12 protein-coding genes are annotated in these 15,786 nt (G+C 72.3%); 3 read left to right on the forward strand and 9 right to left on the reverse strand.

What is annotated here, in order from left to right; all coding sequences use genetic code 11:
- Nucleotides 1–4,297 (reverse strand): lipopolysaccharide assembly protein LapB (locus D7V80_RS34495; protein ID WP_147447304.1); only part of this gene is annotated, 4,297 nt, incomplete at its 3' end.
- A gap of 161 nt (nt 4,298–4,458) precedes the next feature.
- Nucleotides 4,459–5,397, reverse strand: coding sequence for an RluA family pseudouridine synthase (locus tag D7V80_RS34500; RefSeq protein ID WP_120592141.1), 939 nt, complete (start codon nt 5,395–5,397; stop codon nt 4,459–4,461).
- A 133-nt stretch (nt 5,398–5,530) separates the two neighbouring features.
- Here D7V80_RS34500 and D7V80_RS34505 point away from each other — a divergent pair, with 133 nt between their 5' ends.
- Nucleotides 5,531–7,057 (forward strand): peptidase M3, encoded by a 1,527-nt coding sequence (locus D7V80_RS34505; RefSeq protein ID WP_120592142.1) that lies wholly within the window; start codon nt 5,531–5,533, stop codon nt 7,055–7,057.
- A gap of 13 nt (nt 7,058–7,070) precedes the next feature.
- Here the strand turns inward: D7V80_RS34505 and D7V80_RS34510 are convergent, their stop codons facing one another.
- From D7V80_RS34510 to D7V80_RS34520, 3 genes are all read right to left on the reverse strand, one after another.
- A complete protein-coding gene (locus tag D7V80_RS34510; protein ID WP_014394173.1) occupies nt 7,071–7,412 on the reverse strand; it encodes a hypothetical protein in 342 nt (113 codons plus the stop codon).
- Between the two features lie 154 nt (nt 7,413–7,566).
- The gene (locus D7V80_RS34515) at nt 7,567–8,112 is read right to left on the reverse strand and encodes a hypothetical protein (protein ID WP_120592143.1); all 546 of its coding nucleotides are present in this window, start codon (nt 8,110–8,112) and stop codon (nt 7,567–7,569) included.
- Nucleotides 8,113–8,326: 214 nt separating this feature from the next.
- Nucleotides 8,327–9,364, reverse strand: coding sequence for a hypothetical protein (locus D7V80_RS34520; RefSeq protein WP_199738931.1), 1,038 nt, complete (start codon nt 9,362–9,364; stop codon nt 8,327–8,329).
- 106 nt (nt 9,365–9,470) lie between these two features.
- On the opposite strand from D7V80_RS34520, the gene D7V80_RS34525 reads away from it, so the two are divergent.
- Nucleotides 9,471–10,364: a DUF2058 family protein gene (locus D7V80_RS34525; protein WP_120592144.1), complete on the forward strand. Its 894-nt coding sequence runs from the start codon at nt 9,471–9,473 to the stop codon at nt 10,362–10,364.
- An 80-nt stretch (nt 10,365–10,444) separates the two neighbouring features.
- Here the strand turns inward: D7V80_RS34525 and D7V80_RS34530 are convergent, their stop codons facing one another.
- The 3 genes from D7V80_RS34530 to D7V80_RS34540 all read right to left on the reverse strand — a co-directional run bounded on the left by D7V80_RS34530 (nt 10,445) and on the right by D7V80_RS34540 (nt 13,807).
- Nucleotides 10,445–11,626 (reverse strand): acyl-CoA dehydrogenase family protein, encoded by a 1,182-nt coding sequence (locus D7V80_RS34530; protein WP_120592145.1) that lies wholly within the window; start codon nt 11,624–11,626, stop codon nt 10,445–10,447.
- 48 nt (nt 11,627–11,674) lie between these two features.
- Nucleotides 11,675–12,679: a DUF1028 domain-containing protein gene (locus D7V80_RS34535; RefSeq protein WP_120592146.1), complete on the reverse strand. Its 1,005-nt coding sequence runs from the start codon at nt 12,677–12,679 to the stop codon at nt 11,675–11,677.
- Nucleotides 12,680–12,802: 123 nt separating this feature from the next.
- On the reverse strand, nt 12,803–13,807 hold the full coding sequence (locus D7V80_RS34540) for a DUF1028 domain-containing protein (RefSeq protein WP_120592147.1): 1,005 nt from the start codon (nt 13,805–13,807) through the stop codon (nt 12,803–12,805).
- 118 nt (nt 13,808–13,925) lie between these two features.
- Here D7V80_RS34540 and D7V80_RS34545 point away from each other — a divergent pair, with 118 nt between their 5' ends.
- Nucleotides 13,926–14,690 (forward strand): SDR family NAD(P)-dependent oxidoreductase, encoded by a 765-nt coding sequence (locus D7V80_RS34545; RefSeq protein ID WP_120592149.1) that lies wholly within the window; start codon nt 13,926–13,928, stop codon nt 14,688–14,690.
- A 76-nt stretch (nt 14,691–14,766) separates the two neighbouring features.
- On the opposite strand, the gene D7V80_RS34550 is transcribed toward D7V80_RS34545, so the two are convergent.
- Nucleotides 14,767–15,786, reverse strand: a 1,020-nt coding sequence (locus D7V80_RS34550) for a methyl-accepting chemotaxis protein (protein ID WP_147447305.1), incomplete at its 5' end; no start/stop codon positions are given.

Raw genomic sequence — 15,786 nt, forward strand, 5'->3', positions numbered from 1 at the left:
GGGGTGGGGGGGCGGCGGGGGGTTCCACGCCGCTGGCGGAGAGAGGGACCCGGGGCGCGTGTCCGGCGCGCGGGGCGCGTTCCACGCGGGACGGAGCTTCGCGGACCTGCGTGCCCGCGTGCTTGGAGGAGCGGGCGTTGTCCTCGGAGGTGGACGCAGTGGAGGCGGCCTTGCTCGACGCAGGGGCTTCGGGCTCCGCGTCTGGAAGGAGCGCGGCTCCGAAGGCCGTGGTCCTCTCGCGCGGAGGCGTGGCGGAGGCTCGCGGCTTGCGGTCGGGCGAGGAGGTTGCGTCGTCCTGCGTGGGGCCGGATTCCTGGGCCGAGTCACCGCGAGACGGCTTCGCGGCCCGTGTCCTGCCGCTGGGAGCGGGGGCGGACTCCGAGAGGGAGACAGGGCTCTCCGCTGGCGCCTTCGCGGCGCGACGGAGGGGCTCTGCTTCTGGCGACGTGCTCGCGACCGCGCCGTGACGGCCGGACGGGGCCTTTGGCTGGCGGGTGGCGTCCGTGCTTCGCGATGAAGTCCCCACCGGCGCATGGCTTCCGGAGGGTGCCTTCGGCTGCCTTGCGGCGTCCGTGCTGGATGCCGTGGCGCCAACAGGGGCATTACGGCCGGACGAGGCCTTCTGCCGGCTTGCGTCGTCCGCGCTGGATGCCGTGGCTCCGACGGGGGCGTGACGGTTGGACGCGGCCTTCTGCTGGCTTGCGGCGTCCGTGCTGGATGCCGTGGCTCCGACGGAGGCGTGACGGCCGGACGGGGCCTTCGGGTCGCGAAGTGCTTCCGTGCTCGATGAAGCAGTGCCTGCGGTGGCGTGACTACCGGATGGAGCCTTTGGCTGGCGCGCTGCATCCGTGCCTGGCGCCGCGGTACCGACAGGCGCGTGGCTTCCGGATGGAGCCTTCGGCTGGCGGGCGGCATCCGTGGAGAACGGTGAGGTTCCTACCGGCGCATGACGTCCCGAGGGCGCCCTGGGTTGCCGAGGTGCTTCCGTGGACGGCGATGCGGCGTCTACCGGAGCGTGACGTCCCAAGGGGGCCTTGGATCGCTCAGCCGCGTCACTCCGCGCCCCTGCGCGCCCTCTCTTCTTGTTGCCAGGAGCCGCGTCGAGTTCCTCGCCTGCCGCGTTGCCGCGCCCCTTGCGCGAAGTCGCGCTGGCACCTGGAGCCCCGGCCGGGCGCTTCTCCGGTGCCTCCTCCGCCTGGAGCAGCGACGGGACGTCCGTGTTGGACGTAACCTCGTCGGACAGGTCCTTGCGCTTCGCCGCGGGCACTCGGCCCGTGGCGACCGGCGGCGCGACGAGCACCGACGGTGGCGGCACCCCGCCGGCCTGCGAGGACGCCGGACGCGCGGGCTCCGGCGACGGCGGACGGGCGCGCTGCTCGCGGGACTTGCGCAGACTCTCGGCGCGGCGCGCGTAGAGGCGAGCCTTCTCGGTGTTGTGCAGCACCTCGCGGCAGAAGAGCGCGAGCCGCTCCCACGTGTGCTGGCGCTCCTCGTCGTCCTCCGTCGCGGTGGCCGCGTTCTCCAGCGCCCAGGCGGCCTCGCCGAATTGCTCGCGCTCGGTGCAGCGGTCCGCGAGCAGCAGCCAGGCTTCCTTGTGTCCCGGCTCGAAGCGCACGGCCTGGCGCAGCTCCGCCAGCGCCGCGCCCGCGTCGCCCATCGCCTCCAGCGTGGCGACCCGCTCCAGGTGCGCCTTGCGCGCGGCCGGCCCCCGAGGCTCTCGGGCGAGCTGCGCGTGCAGCAGCGCACTCAGCGCGGGCAGGTCGCCCAGGCGGCGCGCGAGCGCCAGCAGGTGCTCCCGGGGTTGATCATTGTCCGGGCTCTCCGCGAGCACCTCCGCCCAGGCCCACTGCGCGATGCGCAGGTCGCCCAGGGACTCCTCCGCGGTCTGCGCGAGCACCCGCAGCGCCTCCAGGCGATCCGGCGCGCGGCGCGGCGCGGCGGCACAAGCGGCGCGCAGACGCTCGACCTGGGCGAAGCGCTCGTCGTCGGAGACGCTGCGCACCAGCCCCGCGAGCACGGGCAGCATTCCGGGCACGAGCGCATCCGCCGCCTCGAAGTCCTCGCGCGCCTTCGCGGGGTTGCCCATGTTCAGCTGCCGCTCGCCCCGCGTCAGCAGGGCCACGGCGCGGGCCCGCGATGTCCTCGCCCGGGAGATCGCGTCATCGAGCGCACGGCGCACGAGCGAGGCGTCCTCCCGCTGCGACAACAGCCGGACCTGTTCACGCAACGCGGTGCGCTCACCGGTCAGCTCGACGATCTCCCGGTACATGCGCGCGGCGCCCGCGGAGTCCTGGAGCTCGTTCTCCATCACCTCCGCGAGCCGCGTGAGGGCTTCGGCGCGCTCGGGTGCGTCCTTCGCGCGGTCCGCGCGCTTGAGGTACAGCTGGGCCAGCTCGCGCCAGGCACTGCGCGCGATGAGCTGGGCCTCCTGGCGCTGGGACTGGGCCCGCTCCGAGCCCTCGTCCGCGGTGCGTGCCGAGGCAGGCGCATCCGAAGCCGCAGGCTCGGAGGGCTTCACCGAGGGGACGCGCGTGGAGTCGCGCCGGGGCGCGGCGGAGTCCGCCTGCGGGAAGACGACTTCCGAAGTCGATTCCTCTTCGTCGAACGCGGGCTTCGAAGTGGCGGGCACCAGCACGGAGGCCCGGCGCGGCACGGACGGCTTCCCGTCACGGGACTGCGTTGATGCGGAAGCACCCTGCTCCGCTTCGACACGCTCGGGCGGAATGATCTCCGAGGTCGCCTCTTCTTCGTCGAACGCCATCGCTGGCGCACCCGGCACCAGCACCGCGTCCGGCTGGCGTGGGGACGGCTTCTTCGACGCCGATGCGTTCTCGCCGGAGGCCTTGGCTTGCGCTCCAGCGGCCGGTTCGGACGGACGCGGAGGGAGGAGCTCCGACGTCGATTCGTCTTCGTCGAAGGTCTTGGAGGGCGCTCCAGGCACCAGCACCGCGGCAGGCGAACGCGACTCCTCAGGACCGGAGGTCTTCGAGGATGCCGCCGTCATCGCGGCCGGTGCGGCCTCGGATGAGTTCAGCGACGCGGGCTTTTCGTCGAGGGCCTGTGCGGCATCGGCAGGCGGCGCCTCCTCGAGCTTCTTGCCGAAGACCTGCGTCGCCTCGAACAATGGCGGGGCGGGTGGCGCGGCAGCAGTCGACGCCTTGACCTTCTCGTCGTCGGACGCGGCTCCCGTATCCGGGAGCAGTGGCGTCTGCGTCGCACGCTCTAGCGATGTTCCACTGACGTGCTCGGCCGCATCCGCTGACGATGATGCCGTTTCAACGCGCTCAGGCGCCCTGGCAGCGCCCGACAACACCAGTGCGCTCAACGCCGCGATGACGTGTTCAGGCACCGTCGCGGACGGCGATGCGCTTGGCGGCGCGACGGCGGCCGAAGGCGCATCCGCGGCGGTCACCGACGACGATGCGTTCGATTCTCCAGCAGCGCTCTCAACCCGAGGCGCCGCGTCCACGGACGACGATGCACCCGAGCCCGCGGGGCCCCTATCGTCCGGCGCCTGCACCGCGGCGCCAGGGCGCACCGTGTCGGGTGCCTTCGCGACAACCTCATCAAGCCTGGGTGGCTCGGCGAGCCCGGCACTGGAAGCTCCCGCCGACACGGGCTCCGGAACGGTCCTCGCGACCTGTGGCGGCGTCACCACCCGGGCCTTGCCCGGCCCTTCGTCATCCCAGGGGAACTCCGGTCCTCGCGACGCCGTCCTTGCCGGTTCTGCCCACTCGCCCAGCGGGACCTGCACCGTGGCGGCCCGGGGAGCCCACGCCTGCGGGGCCGGCACCGCCACCACCGGCATCTCCACCACCGTGTTGCCCAGCTCCGGATCCGACAGCGCCAGCGCGGACACCTCCACGGTCTTCGTCCGGGACTCCTCGTCCTCCGCGAGGGGCTGCGGCGACGGCACCGGCTTCGCCTTCGCCACCCGCTCGCGCAGCACGTCGAGCACGAAGCGGGCCCGGGCGTCGTCGGGCGCGTCCATCAACAACCCGTTGAGCACCGCCGCGGCGCGCGCTTCCTGCCCCGTGCGCCGCAACACCCGCGACAGCTGGCGGCGGACCTCGCGGCGCACCTCGCCCCGCTCCGTCACCATCGCCGCGTCCAGCAGGGTGATGACCGCGCGCTCCGTGCCCGCCTTCAGCGCGCACCGGACCAGCACCGCCGCGAGCCGGGGCGTCATCGGCAGGGAACGGCTAGCGGACACCAAGCCGGAGTACGCCCGCGCCGCCTGCCCCTCCTGGAGCAGCCGAGCAGCGTCCCGGCAGATCCGGGCCACCGCGCCTCGCACGTCCTCTCCTCGCGAGCCTGGCTCCGGTCCGCGAAGGGAGGGCTCCGGCGTCCGTGGGCCCTTGCCGTGTCTCCCGCCACCCATGAAGACCCCAGTCTACACACGATGCGCGCGACGGGGGCATCCTGTCCGCCAGCACAGGGCCCTGGTTTTCCAGGTTCTCAGGGCGCGTCCGAGGCCACGATGGGCCCCTCCGGAACGCGCACGCCCGCCGACTCGAAGAACGCCCTCAGGTCCTCCGGCACCGGCGCCTCCAGCCGCAGCGGCCGGCCCGTGCGCGGATGCCCCAGCTCCAGCGCGTGCGCATGCAGCAGGCACCGCGGCGCCATCAGGCCCCCCGCGCTCCCGGCCCCGCCATAGCGCGAGTCCCCCAGGATGGGGTGCTCCAGCGCCGTCAGGTGCGCCCGGAGCTGGTGCGTGCGGCCCGTCCGGGGCAGCAGCTCCACCAGGCTGAACGCCTCCCCCGCGAACAGCGTCCGGTAGTCCGTCCACGCGGGCACGCCATTGGCCGCGCGCGTTGCCCGCCAGCGCCCCGGCCTGGACGGGTCCTTCGACAGGGGCAGGTCCACCGTGCCACCCGCCGGAAGCCCCGGCCCCGTCGCCGCGAGGTAGCGCTTGCGCGCGGTGCCCTCCCGGAACGCCTCGGCCAGCGCGGAGGTGGCGGCGGGCGTCTTGCCGAACACCGTCACCCCGGACGTCTCCCGGTCCAACCGGTGCACCAGCCCCGCCTGCCAGCCCAGGTGCTCGCTCACCAGGTCCACCAGGCTTCCGCCCACGCGGCCTTCCGTGGGCTGCGCGTTCAGGCCCGCGGGCTTGTCCACCGCGATGACCTCCGCGTCCTCGAACAGCACGCGCAAGGGCACCGCGGGCTTCGAGGCCTCCAGCGGGCTCTGCCCCGCCTCCTCCAGCACCACCGTCACCACCTGCGCGGCCTGGAGCTTCACCGCTCCATCCCGCGCGCGCCGCCCCGCCACGTACACGGCGCCCACGTCCACCAGCCGCCGCACGTCCGACGCCGGCAGCGCCAGCTCCGCCGCCACCGCCTCCACCAGGGCACGGCCCACGTGCGCCCCCTCCGCCCGGAACGTCCGGCGCTTCATCGCGCGCCGCCCCTTTCCAGGAGGGACTCCAGGGGGGCATGCGGACAGACGACGGGGGCGGAGGACATGGCGCGACACTCTATGCGCGTGCTCCCTGCCGTGACTCGGGCTTCCTGTTACCTTCCGCGCCGCCATGGACCGCCCCCTGCACTCCGTCCGGTCGCGGCTGGATGACTTCCTCGCCGAGCTGGCCACCCTCCAGTACCGCTACGGCGCCGGACTCTCCCCGGACCTCCCCGTCGCCCGCCTGTACGCATCCTTTCCGGAGCTGTCCTCGCCGGAGACCTTCGCCGCCGCCAACGAAGCGCTCGCCCGCGCGAAGGGCAAGGGCGACCCCGACCCCGTCGCCATCCGCCGCATCACGCTCGTGCGCGAGCTCATCGCCACCCAGGTGGAGGAGTCGCTCGCCCTGCCCGCGGCGGACGCCGTCGTCGCGCTGGAGGCCCGCTCCCACATCCCCGCGGACGACACGACGCTGTCGCTAGCCCAGGCCCTGTCCCAGATTCCGCGCGAACCCAGCCGCTCCCGCCGCGCCCTCCTGGAGCGCGGCGCCGGCAACTTCCTCTGGGACCACCGGGGCCCGTACGGAGACCGGCGCGACGCCGCCCTCCAGGCCGCGGAGGTGCTGGGCTTCCCGGACTACCCCTCGCTGCGCCAGGACGTGACGGGCATCGACGCGGGCAAGCTGGCCGAAGCCGCCGAGGAGACCCTCAAGCGCACCGAGGACGCCTACCGCGACGTGCTGGCCTACGTGCTGCGCAAGCTGGAGCCCACCCTGCGCCCACTGCCCGGCGGCGAGGCGCGGCGCCACGACGTGCAGCACGCCCTGCGAGCCCCGTGGATGGACGCCTACTTCCGCCGCGAGGACACCGTCCCCGCCGTGATGCGCTGGCTGTCCGACTGGGGCCTCCACCCGGAAGCCGGCGGACGCATCCGCCTGGACGACGAGGCTCGCCCCGGCAAGGCCTCACGCCCCTTCGTCGCCGCCGTGCGCGTGCCTGGCGAAATCCACCTGGTCCTCCAGCCCCGCAGCGGCATGGACGCGCTGGGCGACCTGCTCCACGAGCTGGGCCACGCGTGGCACCTGGCCCACGTGGACGCGGACGCCCCCATGGAGCTGCGCCGCCTGGGCGACGCCTCCGTGACGGAAGCCTACGCCGCCACCTTCGAGCGGCTGCTCCTGTCCCCGCCCTGGCTCAAGCGCTACCTGGGCCTGCCGTCCAGCACGACGAAGGACGCCGTGCGCCTGGCCGCGTTCCAGGCCCTGGCCGTGCTGCGCCGCCACTGCGCGAAGCTGTCCTACGAGCTGTCCCTCACCACGAAGGGCGCCTCCGCCGACCGCGCGGACGAGTACGCCGACGGCCAGCGCCGCGCGCTCTTCGCGCAGCCGCACCCGGGCTTCTTCCTCCATGACGTGGACTCGCAGCTCTACGTCACCCGCTACCTGCGGGCCTGGGCCCTGGAGACCCGGCTCACCGCGCACCTGCTGGAGCGGTTCAACGAGGACTTCTGGCGCAACCCCGCCGCCTTCACCTGGCTCAAGGGGCTCTTCGCGCGGGGCGGCGCCGCCGACGCGGAGGGACTGGCCACGGAGGTCTCGGGCACGCCGCTGGCGCTGCCCGAGGCGGGAGCGCGCCTCGTGGCCATCCTCAACCAGTAGGGAGTGCTGCCCCCTACTTCTTCTTGGCGCGCAGCGCGCGGACGATCTTGTCCTTCGCCGCGTTCGCCGGAGCGACCTCGCGAGCCGGCGCCTTGGAGGCGTTGGCCGCGGTGCGCGTCTGGCCGGTGCGCGCGCGCATGGCCTTCATCAGCTGCATCTCGATGACGAGCAGCTCGTCCGCCAGCTCCGCGTTCGCACCGGCGGCGCGGGGCAGTGGCGCGCTCTTGCTGGGAGCGCCCGCGCCATGGCGCATGCGCAGGGCCTTCTCCTCCGTGGCCGTCAGCGTGGTGGACTTCTCCAGCGCCGCCTTGACCTCTTTCGCGGTCAACGTGCTACTTCCGACCTTGCGCTCCATCTCCGCTCCCTTCGTTGTGCACGCCTGAACACCCGAGCATGTCAGATGCGTCTGGGCCGCAACCGACGAGGATTGTAGAGGACGCAAGAGGGCCGTCAAAATTTCTTCCAACAGGCCGCTGCCAGTCTGTAGCGACCCGCCCCACCCGCTACAGCTACAGATGCATCCCCAGGCCCAGGAACGTGGAGCGCAAGCTCTGTCGCTCCCCGGAGAAAGGGGAGCCCCTGGCGGAGAAGTTCTGGTAGCGCGCCTCGGCGGAGAGGAAGAGGTTCTCCCCCAGCTCCACCCCCACGCCGCCGCACAGCTCGAAGCCCAGCTGGAGCACGCGGCTTCCCAGCGTATCCGGGGCCACCGACTGGGGCCGTGAGTGGGGCACCAGCATGCTGGCCCCCACGCCCAGGAAGGGCCGCACCCGGGTGTCCCCCAGGGGCACCACGCGCACGGACATGGGCGTCACCTCCGTCAGGTGCCGGCCGGACGCCAGGTGGCCGCCCACCTCCAGGACCGCCCCCGGCTTGCGGTACGCCCAGCCCAGGCCCGCGCTGTAGCCCACCGTAAGCGCCCCTTCCGCGTCCCCTTGGAGCACGTAGGCCCCCAGCGGCGCGACGGTGATGCCCAGGTTGCGGGCGGGTTCGGCGAGGGCCGGGGTCGCCAGGAGTGCGAGCCCGGCACACGCCAGCGGGAGGGCGGAGCGGAACATGGCCTCCCGTCAGAGCAAGGCCAGGGCCAGGGGGGATTCCCCAGCCGCGTCAGGCACTTGCGGGAAGGCCCTGGCTGGGGCGGAGGCCCGTGCAGGACACGGCCGTCACAGCCCCCAAGGGCCGCGCGCACCTCCGAGCCCCTGGCCGTGAAACCGTGGGGCTTCCAACGGCCTGGAGGCTCGGGGCAGCTCGGGGCAGCTCGGCGGAGTGACGTCAGTTGCCCTCGGCCTCGTCTTCCGGCTCGGGGGCGCCGGGCGCGGCCCCCGGGGTGCCGGTCGAGTCCCCGGCCTTGGTGCGCGGGATGCCGAAGTGGTCCAGCGCGTCCGCGATGCCCTGGGGCTTGTCCGCGTCCGGCAGGAAGTCCTGCGGCGGCTGGAGCTGGGGGTCCTTGCCAATCTCCGTCAGGCTGGACTCCAGCGTCATGCGCAGCTCCGCGGCCTCCGGGGTCTTCTCCTGGGGCACGCCGATGCGGCCGTCCAGCCGGGCCTTGAGGACGACGGACGTGGCCGCGTCCACCAGCACCTCGCCCTCCAGCGAGCGCGGCAGCCGGTGCTCGAAGAAGCTGGCGCGGCGCTTCGTCGTCTCGTCCGCGTTCTTGGGCGTGAAGGCGGCGGGCATCTTCTTCGGCGTGCCGCCCTCCTGGGGCGCTCCCAGGGACACGTTGTACTTCCACGCGGTGCGCCCCTCGTAGGTGACGGTGCCCGCGGGGGTGAGCTTGATGCGGCCCTGGAAGAGGCTGTCGAAGTCGCGGATGGCGCCCGTCAGCTCCGTGCGGGTGCGCTCGGCCATGCCGCGGTCGCGCAGGCGCTGGCGGTAGGGGCCGTAGCGGTTGCGCGCGAACACCTGCCCCTTCACGCGCATCACCTCCAGGCCCTGGTCCCGGGAGTTCTCCAGGACGCCGTGGAAGTCGCCGTTGACGCCCCCGGGGCCCGCGCGGAAGGAGCGCGTCTCCGTGAGCTTCACGGGGTTGTTCCCGTTGGGGCCGGCCCACTCGTAGCTGAGGGTGGACTGGAAGAAGTGCGGGCCCAGCCGCTCGGTCACCTCCGCGGCGTCCATGCCCAGGATGCGGCGGGAGACCTGGGGGTTGTCCGCGACGTCCTCCGGCGGCAGCTTCTCCTTCGCCGAGGCCACCACCTTCGGCGGGTCCTCCGGCGAGAAGATGCGGGCCTTGGCCGCCTTGTCGACGGGGTCGGAGCAGCCGGTGGCTGCCAGGACCAGGGCGAGGGCGGCGGACTTCGTCAGACTTCTCACGGAACCTCCACGACCAGGACGGCGGGGGCGGCAAGTTACGTGGGGGGGACAGGAGCGGCAAGCGGTGGCTTGCGTGCGGCCGTGCAAGGGATAGAACGCCCAACCCATGCAGAACCTGCGAGACAAGTTGTTGAAAGCGGGCCTCGTCTCCGAGGAGCAGGCCAAGAAGTCCGACTCCACGCCCTCGGCGCCACGGCGCCAGGAGGACAACCGGGGGAGCGCTCCACGCGCCCCGGCCCCTCGTGGACGTGATGAGAATCGGACAGCCGGAGGCCCGCCGCGCCGCGATGACCGCGGAGGTCCACCGCGCCGTGAGGGCGGTGGTGGTCCGCCGCGCGGCGCCGGAGGCCCCCCGCGTCACGGTGCGGGCGGTCCGCCGCGTCAGGGCGGAGGCTTCCGGGGCGGTCCCCAGGGCGGATTCGGCGCGAACGCGCGTCCGGGCACGCCCACGGAGAAGCCCATCCCCAAGCTGCCGCCCATGCCGGGCTCCAAGGCCTACCAGCGCGCCGAGTCCAAGAAGCAGGTGGAGCTGGACCGCGCCCTGCGCGAGCTGGTGCTCGGCGCCCAGGTGCCCCAGGAGCCGGGCGAGACGGCGTTCTACTTCATGACGCGCAAGGGAAAGCTGCGGCGCATGGAGCTGAGCCCCGCCCAGGCCAAGCAGCTGGAGGACGGCGAGCTGGGCGTGGTGGAGCGCCCGGAGCCCGCTCAAATCGAGCACTCACTGGTGCCCGCCGCCGCGGCCGAGCAGATGTACGCGCTGTCCGCCAAGGCCGTGCGCTTCCTCAACCGCAAGGAGAACCCCGTCGGCTTCATGAACGACGAGGAGCTCAAGGCGCAGCAGGCCGCCGAGGCCTCCGGCACCGCGCCGGAAGTCGCCGACGAGCCCGAGGCCGCCGCGGAGGGTTCCGAGGAGGGCGAGGCGTCCGCCGAGGCCCCCGCGTCCGAGCCGTCGTCCGAGTCCCCTGGCGAGCCGACCAACGAAGGCAGCACCCAGTCCTGATGTTCCTTCCCGTGCCCTCCCCTCCTTCCCATCCGGGAGCGAGGGGAGGCGCGGCTTCCATCGGACGCCCCGCGCTCGCCTCAGCCGAACGCGTCGATGCCGGTGATGGCCTTGCCCAGCACCAGCGTGTGCACCTCGTGGGTGCCCTCGTAGGTGAAGACGCTCTCCAGGTTCAGCATGTGGCGCACGGGCGGGTAGTCGTCCGTGATGCCGTTGGCGCCGTAGATGCTCCGGGCCACGCGGGCGATGTCGAGCGCGCTCTTCACGTTGTTGCGCTTGGCCAGGCTCACCATCACGGGGTTGCTCTTGCCCTCGTCCTTGAGGCGCGCGAGCCGCAGGCTCAACAGCTGCGCCTTGACGATCTCCTGGAGCATGTCCGCCAGCTTCTCCTGCGTGAGCTGGTAGCCGGCGATGGACTTGCCGTCGAACTGCGTGCGGGCCAGCGCGTATTCGCGCGCGCCCTCGAAGCAGGCGATGGCCGCGCCCGTCACCGCGAACGCGATGCCCGCTCGCGCGTTGTTGAGGCACGACAGCGGACCACGAAGGCCCACGACTCCGGGCAGCACGTTGCGGTCCGGCACGCGCACGTCCTGGAAGGACAGCTCGCTGGTGCGTGACGCGCGCAGGGAGAACTTGCCGGGAATCTCCCGCGCGCTGAAGCCGGGCATCCCCTTCTCCACCAGGAAGCCGCGCACGGACTCCGGGCCGCCGTCGTCCGTCTTCGCCCACACCACCGCGACGTCCGCGATGCTGCCGTTGGTAATCCAGGCCTTGGTGCCGTTGAGCACCCAGGTGTCTCCATCCTTCCGGGCGCGGGCGCGCATGCCGCCGGGGTTGGAGCCGAAGTCGGGCTCGGTGAGGCCGAAGCAGCCGATGAGCTGTCCCTTCGCCATGCCCGGCAGGAAGCGCGTCTTCTGCTCCTCGCTGCCGAAGGCGTGGATGGGGAACATGCACAGCGAGCCCTGCACGGACGCGAAGCTGCGCAGGCCGGAGTCACCGCGCTCCAGCTCCTGCAACACCAGGCCGTAGCTGACGGTGTTCATGCCCGCGCAGCCGTAGCCCTGGAGGTTCGCGCCCAGCACGCCCAGCTCCGCGAGGCCCGGGATGAGGTGCGCGGGGAAGGTGCCGTCGCGGAAGTGCTTCCCGATGATGGGCAGCACCTCCGTGTCCACGAAGCGGGCCACCGCGTCGCGAGCTGCCTTCTCCTCGGCGGAAAGCAGGTCGTCGATGCGGAACAGGTCGGTGATGTCGGCGCGGGGCATGGCGCGAGCTTGGCGTCGCCCTCCCCAGGCCGTCAAACCACCGGTGCCTCAGTGTGACGCGGGCGCGAGCGCATCCAGGTCCGCGTCGCGCATGGAGTTGACCAGCGGACCGTCGATCTTCCGCTGCCCATCCACCACCACGGTGGGCTTGAGGAAGAAGCTGTTGTTCCAGTTGAAGTCATACAGCGCCTGCTCGGAGCCGTCGTTCCAGGTCGCATCCATGCGGCCGCGGTAGTACCCGAGCTTGTGCAGCACGCGCTTCACGACCTTCGTCGTCTCCTTGTCGAGCGGGATGAGGTCCGACGCGTACGGCGCCGCGACGCCCGCCTGGTAGCGGTTCATCTCCACGTCCAGCTCCTCCAGCGCGTGCTTGCTGCTGTGCACGACGGCGTCCGCCAGCACCTTCGTGTAGAAGACCGCTTCGTTCTCCGAGCTCCAGACGCGGATGACGCCGGAGCGCTCGCCGTTGTTGTCGCCGCCCACCCGGGCCCCTGCCTTGAGCGACGTGAGCAGCCGCTGCGGCAGGCTGCCTTTGGCCTTCTGGAAGCCCGTCGCCATGGCGTCGCAGATGGTGGCGGTGGTCTGGTTGTTGGCCTGCACCACGAAGGTGGCGCCCTTCACGGCGCAGCGCTGCGAGGCGCTCTCCGCGCCGGTCTGCTGGCCCACCGTGATGGTGCCGTCGGGGTTGAGCTTCACCGCGGCGAGCTGGCGGTAGTCCGCGTACGGATCCACGGTGAACACGTAGTCGACGGCGGCCTGGGCCGTGTCGCCCGCATCGGTGCGGGCGATGATCGCTTCGGCGTCATCCACTGACGGGTAGAACATGGAGGCCACCGCCACGTCCGGACGGCCATGAGGCACCAGGCCGCTGATGCCCGCGGGGAAGGAGATGCTCGCCACGCCACAGGACTTCTCCACCGCATCGCACGCGACGATGGCGCGCGTGCCCAGGAGGCGCGGGTTGGCCTTGCCCGTGGGCGCCGCCGCGAGGGCGGACGTGGACGCGAACATCAGACAGGAGGCGGCCAGCAGGCCACGAGCGAAGGTCTTCATGGGCAATGGACCTGGATGCAGTGAAGGGTGTCTGGAAGAGCCCCCCTGGCGCTCGGACGATGCATGTCACCATGCACCGCCCCGCCACAGAGGTACTGCGAACGGAGCCGAGGGTCCGGTGCTTCACTCCCCGCCGGGCACGAGCGCCTTCGGGTCAACGTTGCGCAGGTAATTGACCAGCGGGCCGTCGATCTTCCGCTGGCCGTTCACCACCACGGTGGGCTTGAGGAAGAAGAGCGTGTTCCAGTTGAAGGCATCCAGCGCCGCCTCGGCGGCGTCGTTCCAGGTCCCGTCGATGACACCGGTGTAGTACCCGGCCGCGGACAGCGTGCTCTTCACGACCTTCGCCGTCTCCGCGTCGAGCGGGATGAGGTCCGACGCATACGGTGCCGCGATGCTCGCCTGGTAGCGGTTCATCTCCACCTCCAGGTCCTTCAGCGCGGTCCGGCTGGTGTGCACGACGGCGTCCGCCAGCACCTTCGTGTAGAAGGTCGACTCGTTCTCCGAGGTCCAGACGCGGATGACGCCGGAGCGCTCACCGTTGTTGTCGTGGCCCACCCGGGCCCCCGCCTTGAGCGACGTGAGCAGCCGCTGCGGCAGGCTGCCCGTGGTCCTCTGGAAGGCCGACGCCATGGCGTCGCAGACGGTGGCGGTCGTCTGGTTGTTGGCCTGCACCACGAAGGTCGCGCCCTTCACCGCGCAGCGCTGCGGGGCGTTCTGCGCGCCGGTCTGCTGGCCCACGGTGATGGTGCCGTTGGGGTTGAGCTTCACCACGGCGAGCTGGCGGTAGTCCGCGTACGGATCCACGGAGAAGACGTAGTCGACGGCCTGCTGGGCCGTGTTGCCCGCGTCGACGCGCGCGAGCACCGCCTCGGCGTCATCCACCGACGGGTAGAACATGGTCGCGATGGCCACGTCCGGACGGCCATAGGGCACCAGGCCGCTGATGCCCGCGGGGAAGGAGATGCTGGCCACGCCGCAGGACTTCTCCACCGCGTCGCACGCGACGATGGCGCGCGTGCCCATGAGGCGCGGGTTGGCCTTGCCCGTGGGGGCCGCGGCGAGGGCGGACGTGGACGCGACCATCAGGCAGGAAGCGGCCAGCAGGCCGTGCTTGAGCGACTTCATGTTCAAGGGACTCCGGTGCAGTAGGTGTTGTCTTGAAGAGCCCCCGACATCGCGAATGATGCATTTCGTCGCGCACGCGCAGTCCGAATCCACGCGCGGAGCCCTATGCTGTCCGTCCATGGCAAACGAGACGACGAAGACCGTGGTGGTGACGGGCGCCAGCCGGGGCATTGGCCGCGCGGTGTCCCTGGCGTTCGCGCGCGAGGGCTACGACGTCTGGGCGCTGGCGCGCTCGGCGGAGTCGCTGGAGGCGCTGCGCAAGGAAGGCGGCGAGCGCATCCGCCCGCTCACGGTGGACGTGGCGGACGAGTCCGCGCTGCTCACGGCGTGCAAGACCATCCTGGCGGCGGGCACGCCCCGGGTGCTGGTGAACAACGCGGGCATCACCGTGTCCGCGCCGCTGACGAAGACGTCCACGGCGGACCTGGCGAAGGTGATGGCCGTGAACGTGACGGCGCCCTTCCTGCTGTGCCGTGAGCTGATGCCCGCCATGGCGTCCGCGGGCGGCGGCCGGGTCATCAACATCGGCTCCATCACCGCGACGCGCGGGGCGCGGTACACGTCCGCGTACTGCGCGTCCAAGCACGCGCTGCTGGGGCTGACGCGCGCGCTGTCGGTGGAGTACGCGCGCAAGAACGTCACCGTGAACATCGTGAACCCGGGTTGGGTGGAGACGGACATGTTCGCGGGCGCGACGGCTGCCATCACCAAGACGACGGGCCGCAGTGAGGGACAGGCCCGCGAGGCCCTGGCCGCGATGAGCGCCATGGGCCGCATCATCCAGCCGGAGGAGGTGGCCGCGATGTGCCTCTTCCTCGCGTCGGAGGCGGCGGCGCCCATCACCGGCGCGGCCTACGCCATCGACGGTGGCGAAGCGGCGTAGCGCCGGACTCCCACGCACCGGGCCATCACGGGCCCGGCGTCACCGCGCGAGTGGGCGCGACCGCCGCGCCCAGCTGTCACAGGCGGTACTGCTCCACGATGTTGCTGACCTCGTGGGACGCGGTGGTGAGGCGCGCGGCGGCCACGGCGCTGGTGGCCACGCGCTCCACCGTCTCGTCCGCCAGCCGCGTCAGGTCGCTCAGCGCGGCGAACAGCTCCGCGATGCCCGCGTCCTGCTGGCTCACCATGTCCGCGATGCTCTTCACGGACACGCTGTTGTTCTGGATGACCTCGGCCAGCGCGCGCAGGCTCTCTCCCGCCGCGCGCGCCTGCTCCAGGCCGCCCTCCACCTCGCGCGTGCCGCCCTCGCTCGTCTGCACCGCCTCGGAGATGGCGCGGCCGATGTCCGCCAGGATGGTCTGCACGCGCGCCGTGGCCGTCGCGGACTGGTCCGCCAGCGACCGCATCTGCCGGGCCACCACCGCGAACGCCCGGCCCGCCTCGCCGCTGCGCGCCGCCTCGATGGCCGCGTTCAACGCCAGCACGTTGGACTGGTCCGCCAGGTCCTTCACCGTGCCGGTGATGTCGCCCACCTGCCGCGTGCTCTGCCGCAGCTCCGACACCGTGGTGGAGATGCGCTCCACCTGCGAACGGATGTGCGTGAGCCCGCCCACGCTGCCCGCCACCGCGGACTCGCCCGCCTGCCCCACCGCGCCCGCCTTCTCCGCCTCGCGCAGCACGCCCGTGGCCCGCTGCGCCGCCGCCCGCGAGCTCTCCTGAAGCTGCCGCGCGGCGATCTGCGTCTGGTGCAGCGCCGCCGCCTGCCGCGTCACCGCCAGGTTCTGGTCCGACGCGGAGTTCGCCAGCTCCAGCGCCGTCGCCTCCAGCTCCTGCGCGGAGTTCTTCAGCGCCATCAGCACCGCGCGCAGCCGCGCCATCATGTCCCCGAAGGACGTGGCCAGCTGGCCAATCTCATCCCGGGAGTGGATGTCCAACGTGCCGCTGAAGTCCCCTTCCTTCACGACCCGCGCCGCCGCCGCCGTCAGCGCGCCCAGGGGCGCCATCATCCGGCGCACCAGCAGGAACATGCCCCCGCC

Source organism: Corallococcus sp. CA054B (assembly GCF_003611625.1).
GTDB lineage: Bacteria > Myxococcota > Myxococcia > Myxococcales > Myxococcaceae > Corallococcus > Corallococcus coralloides.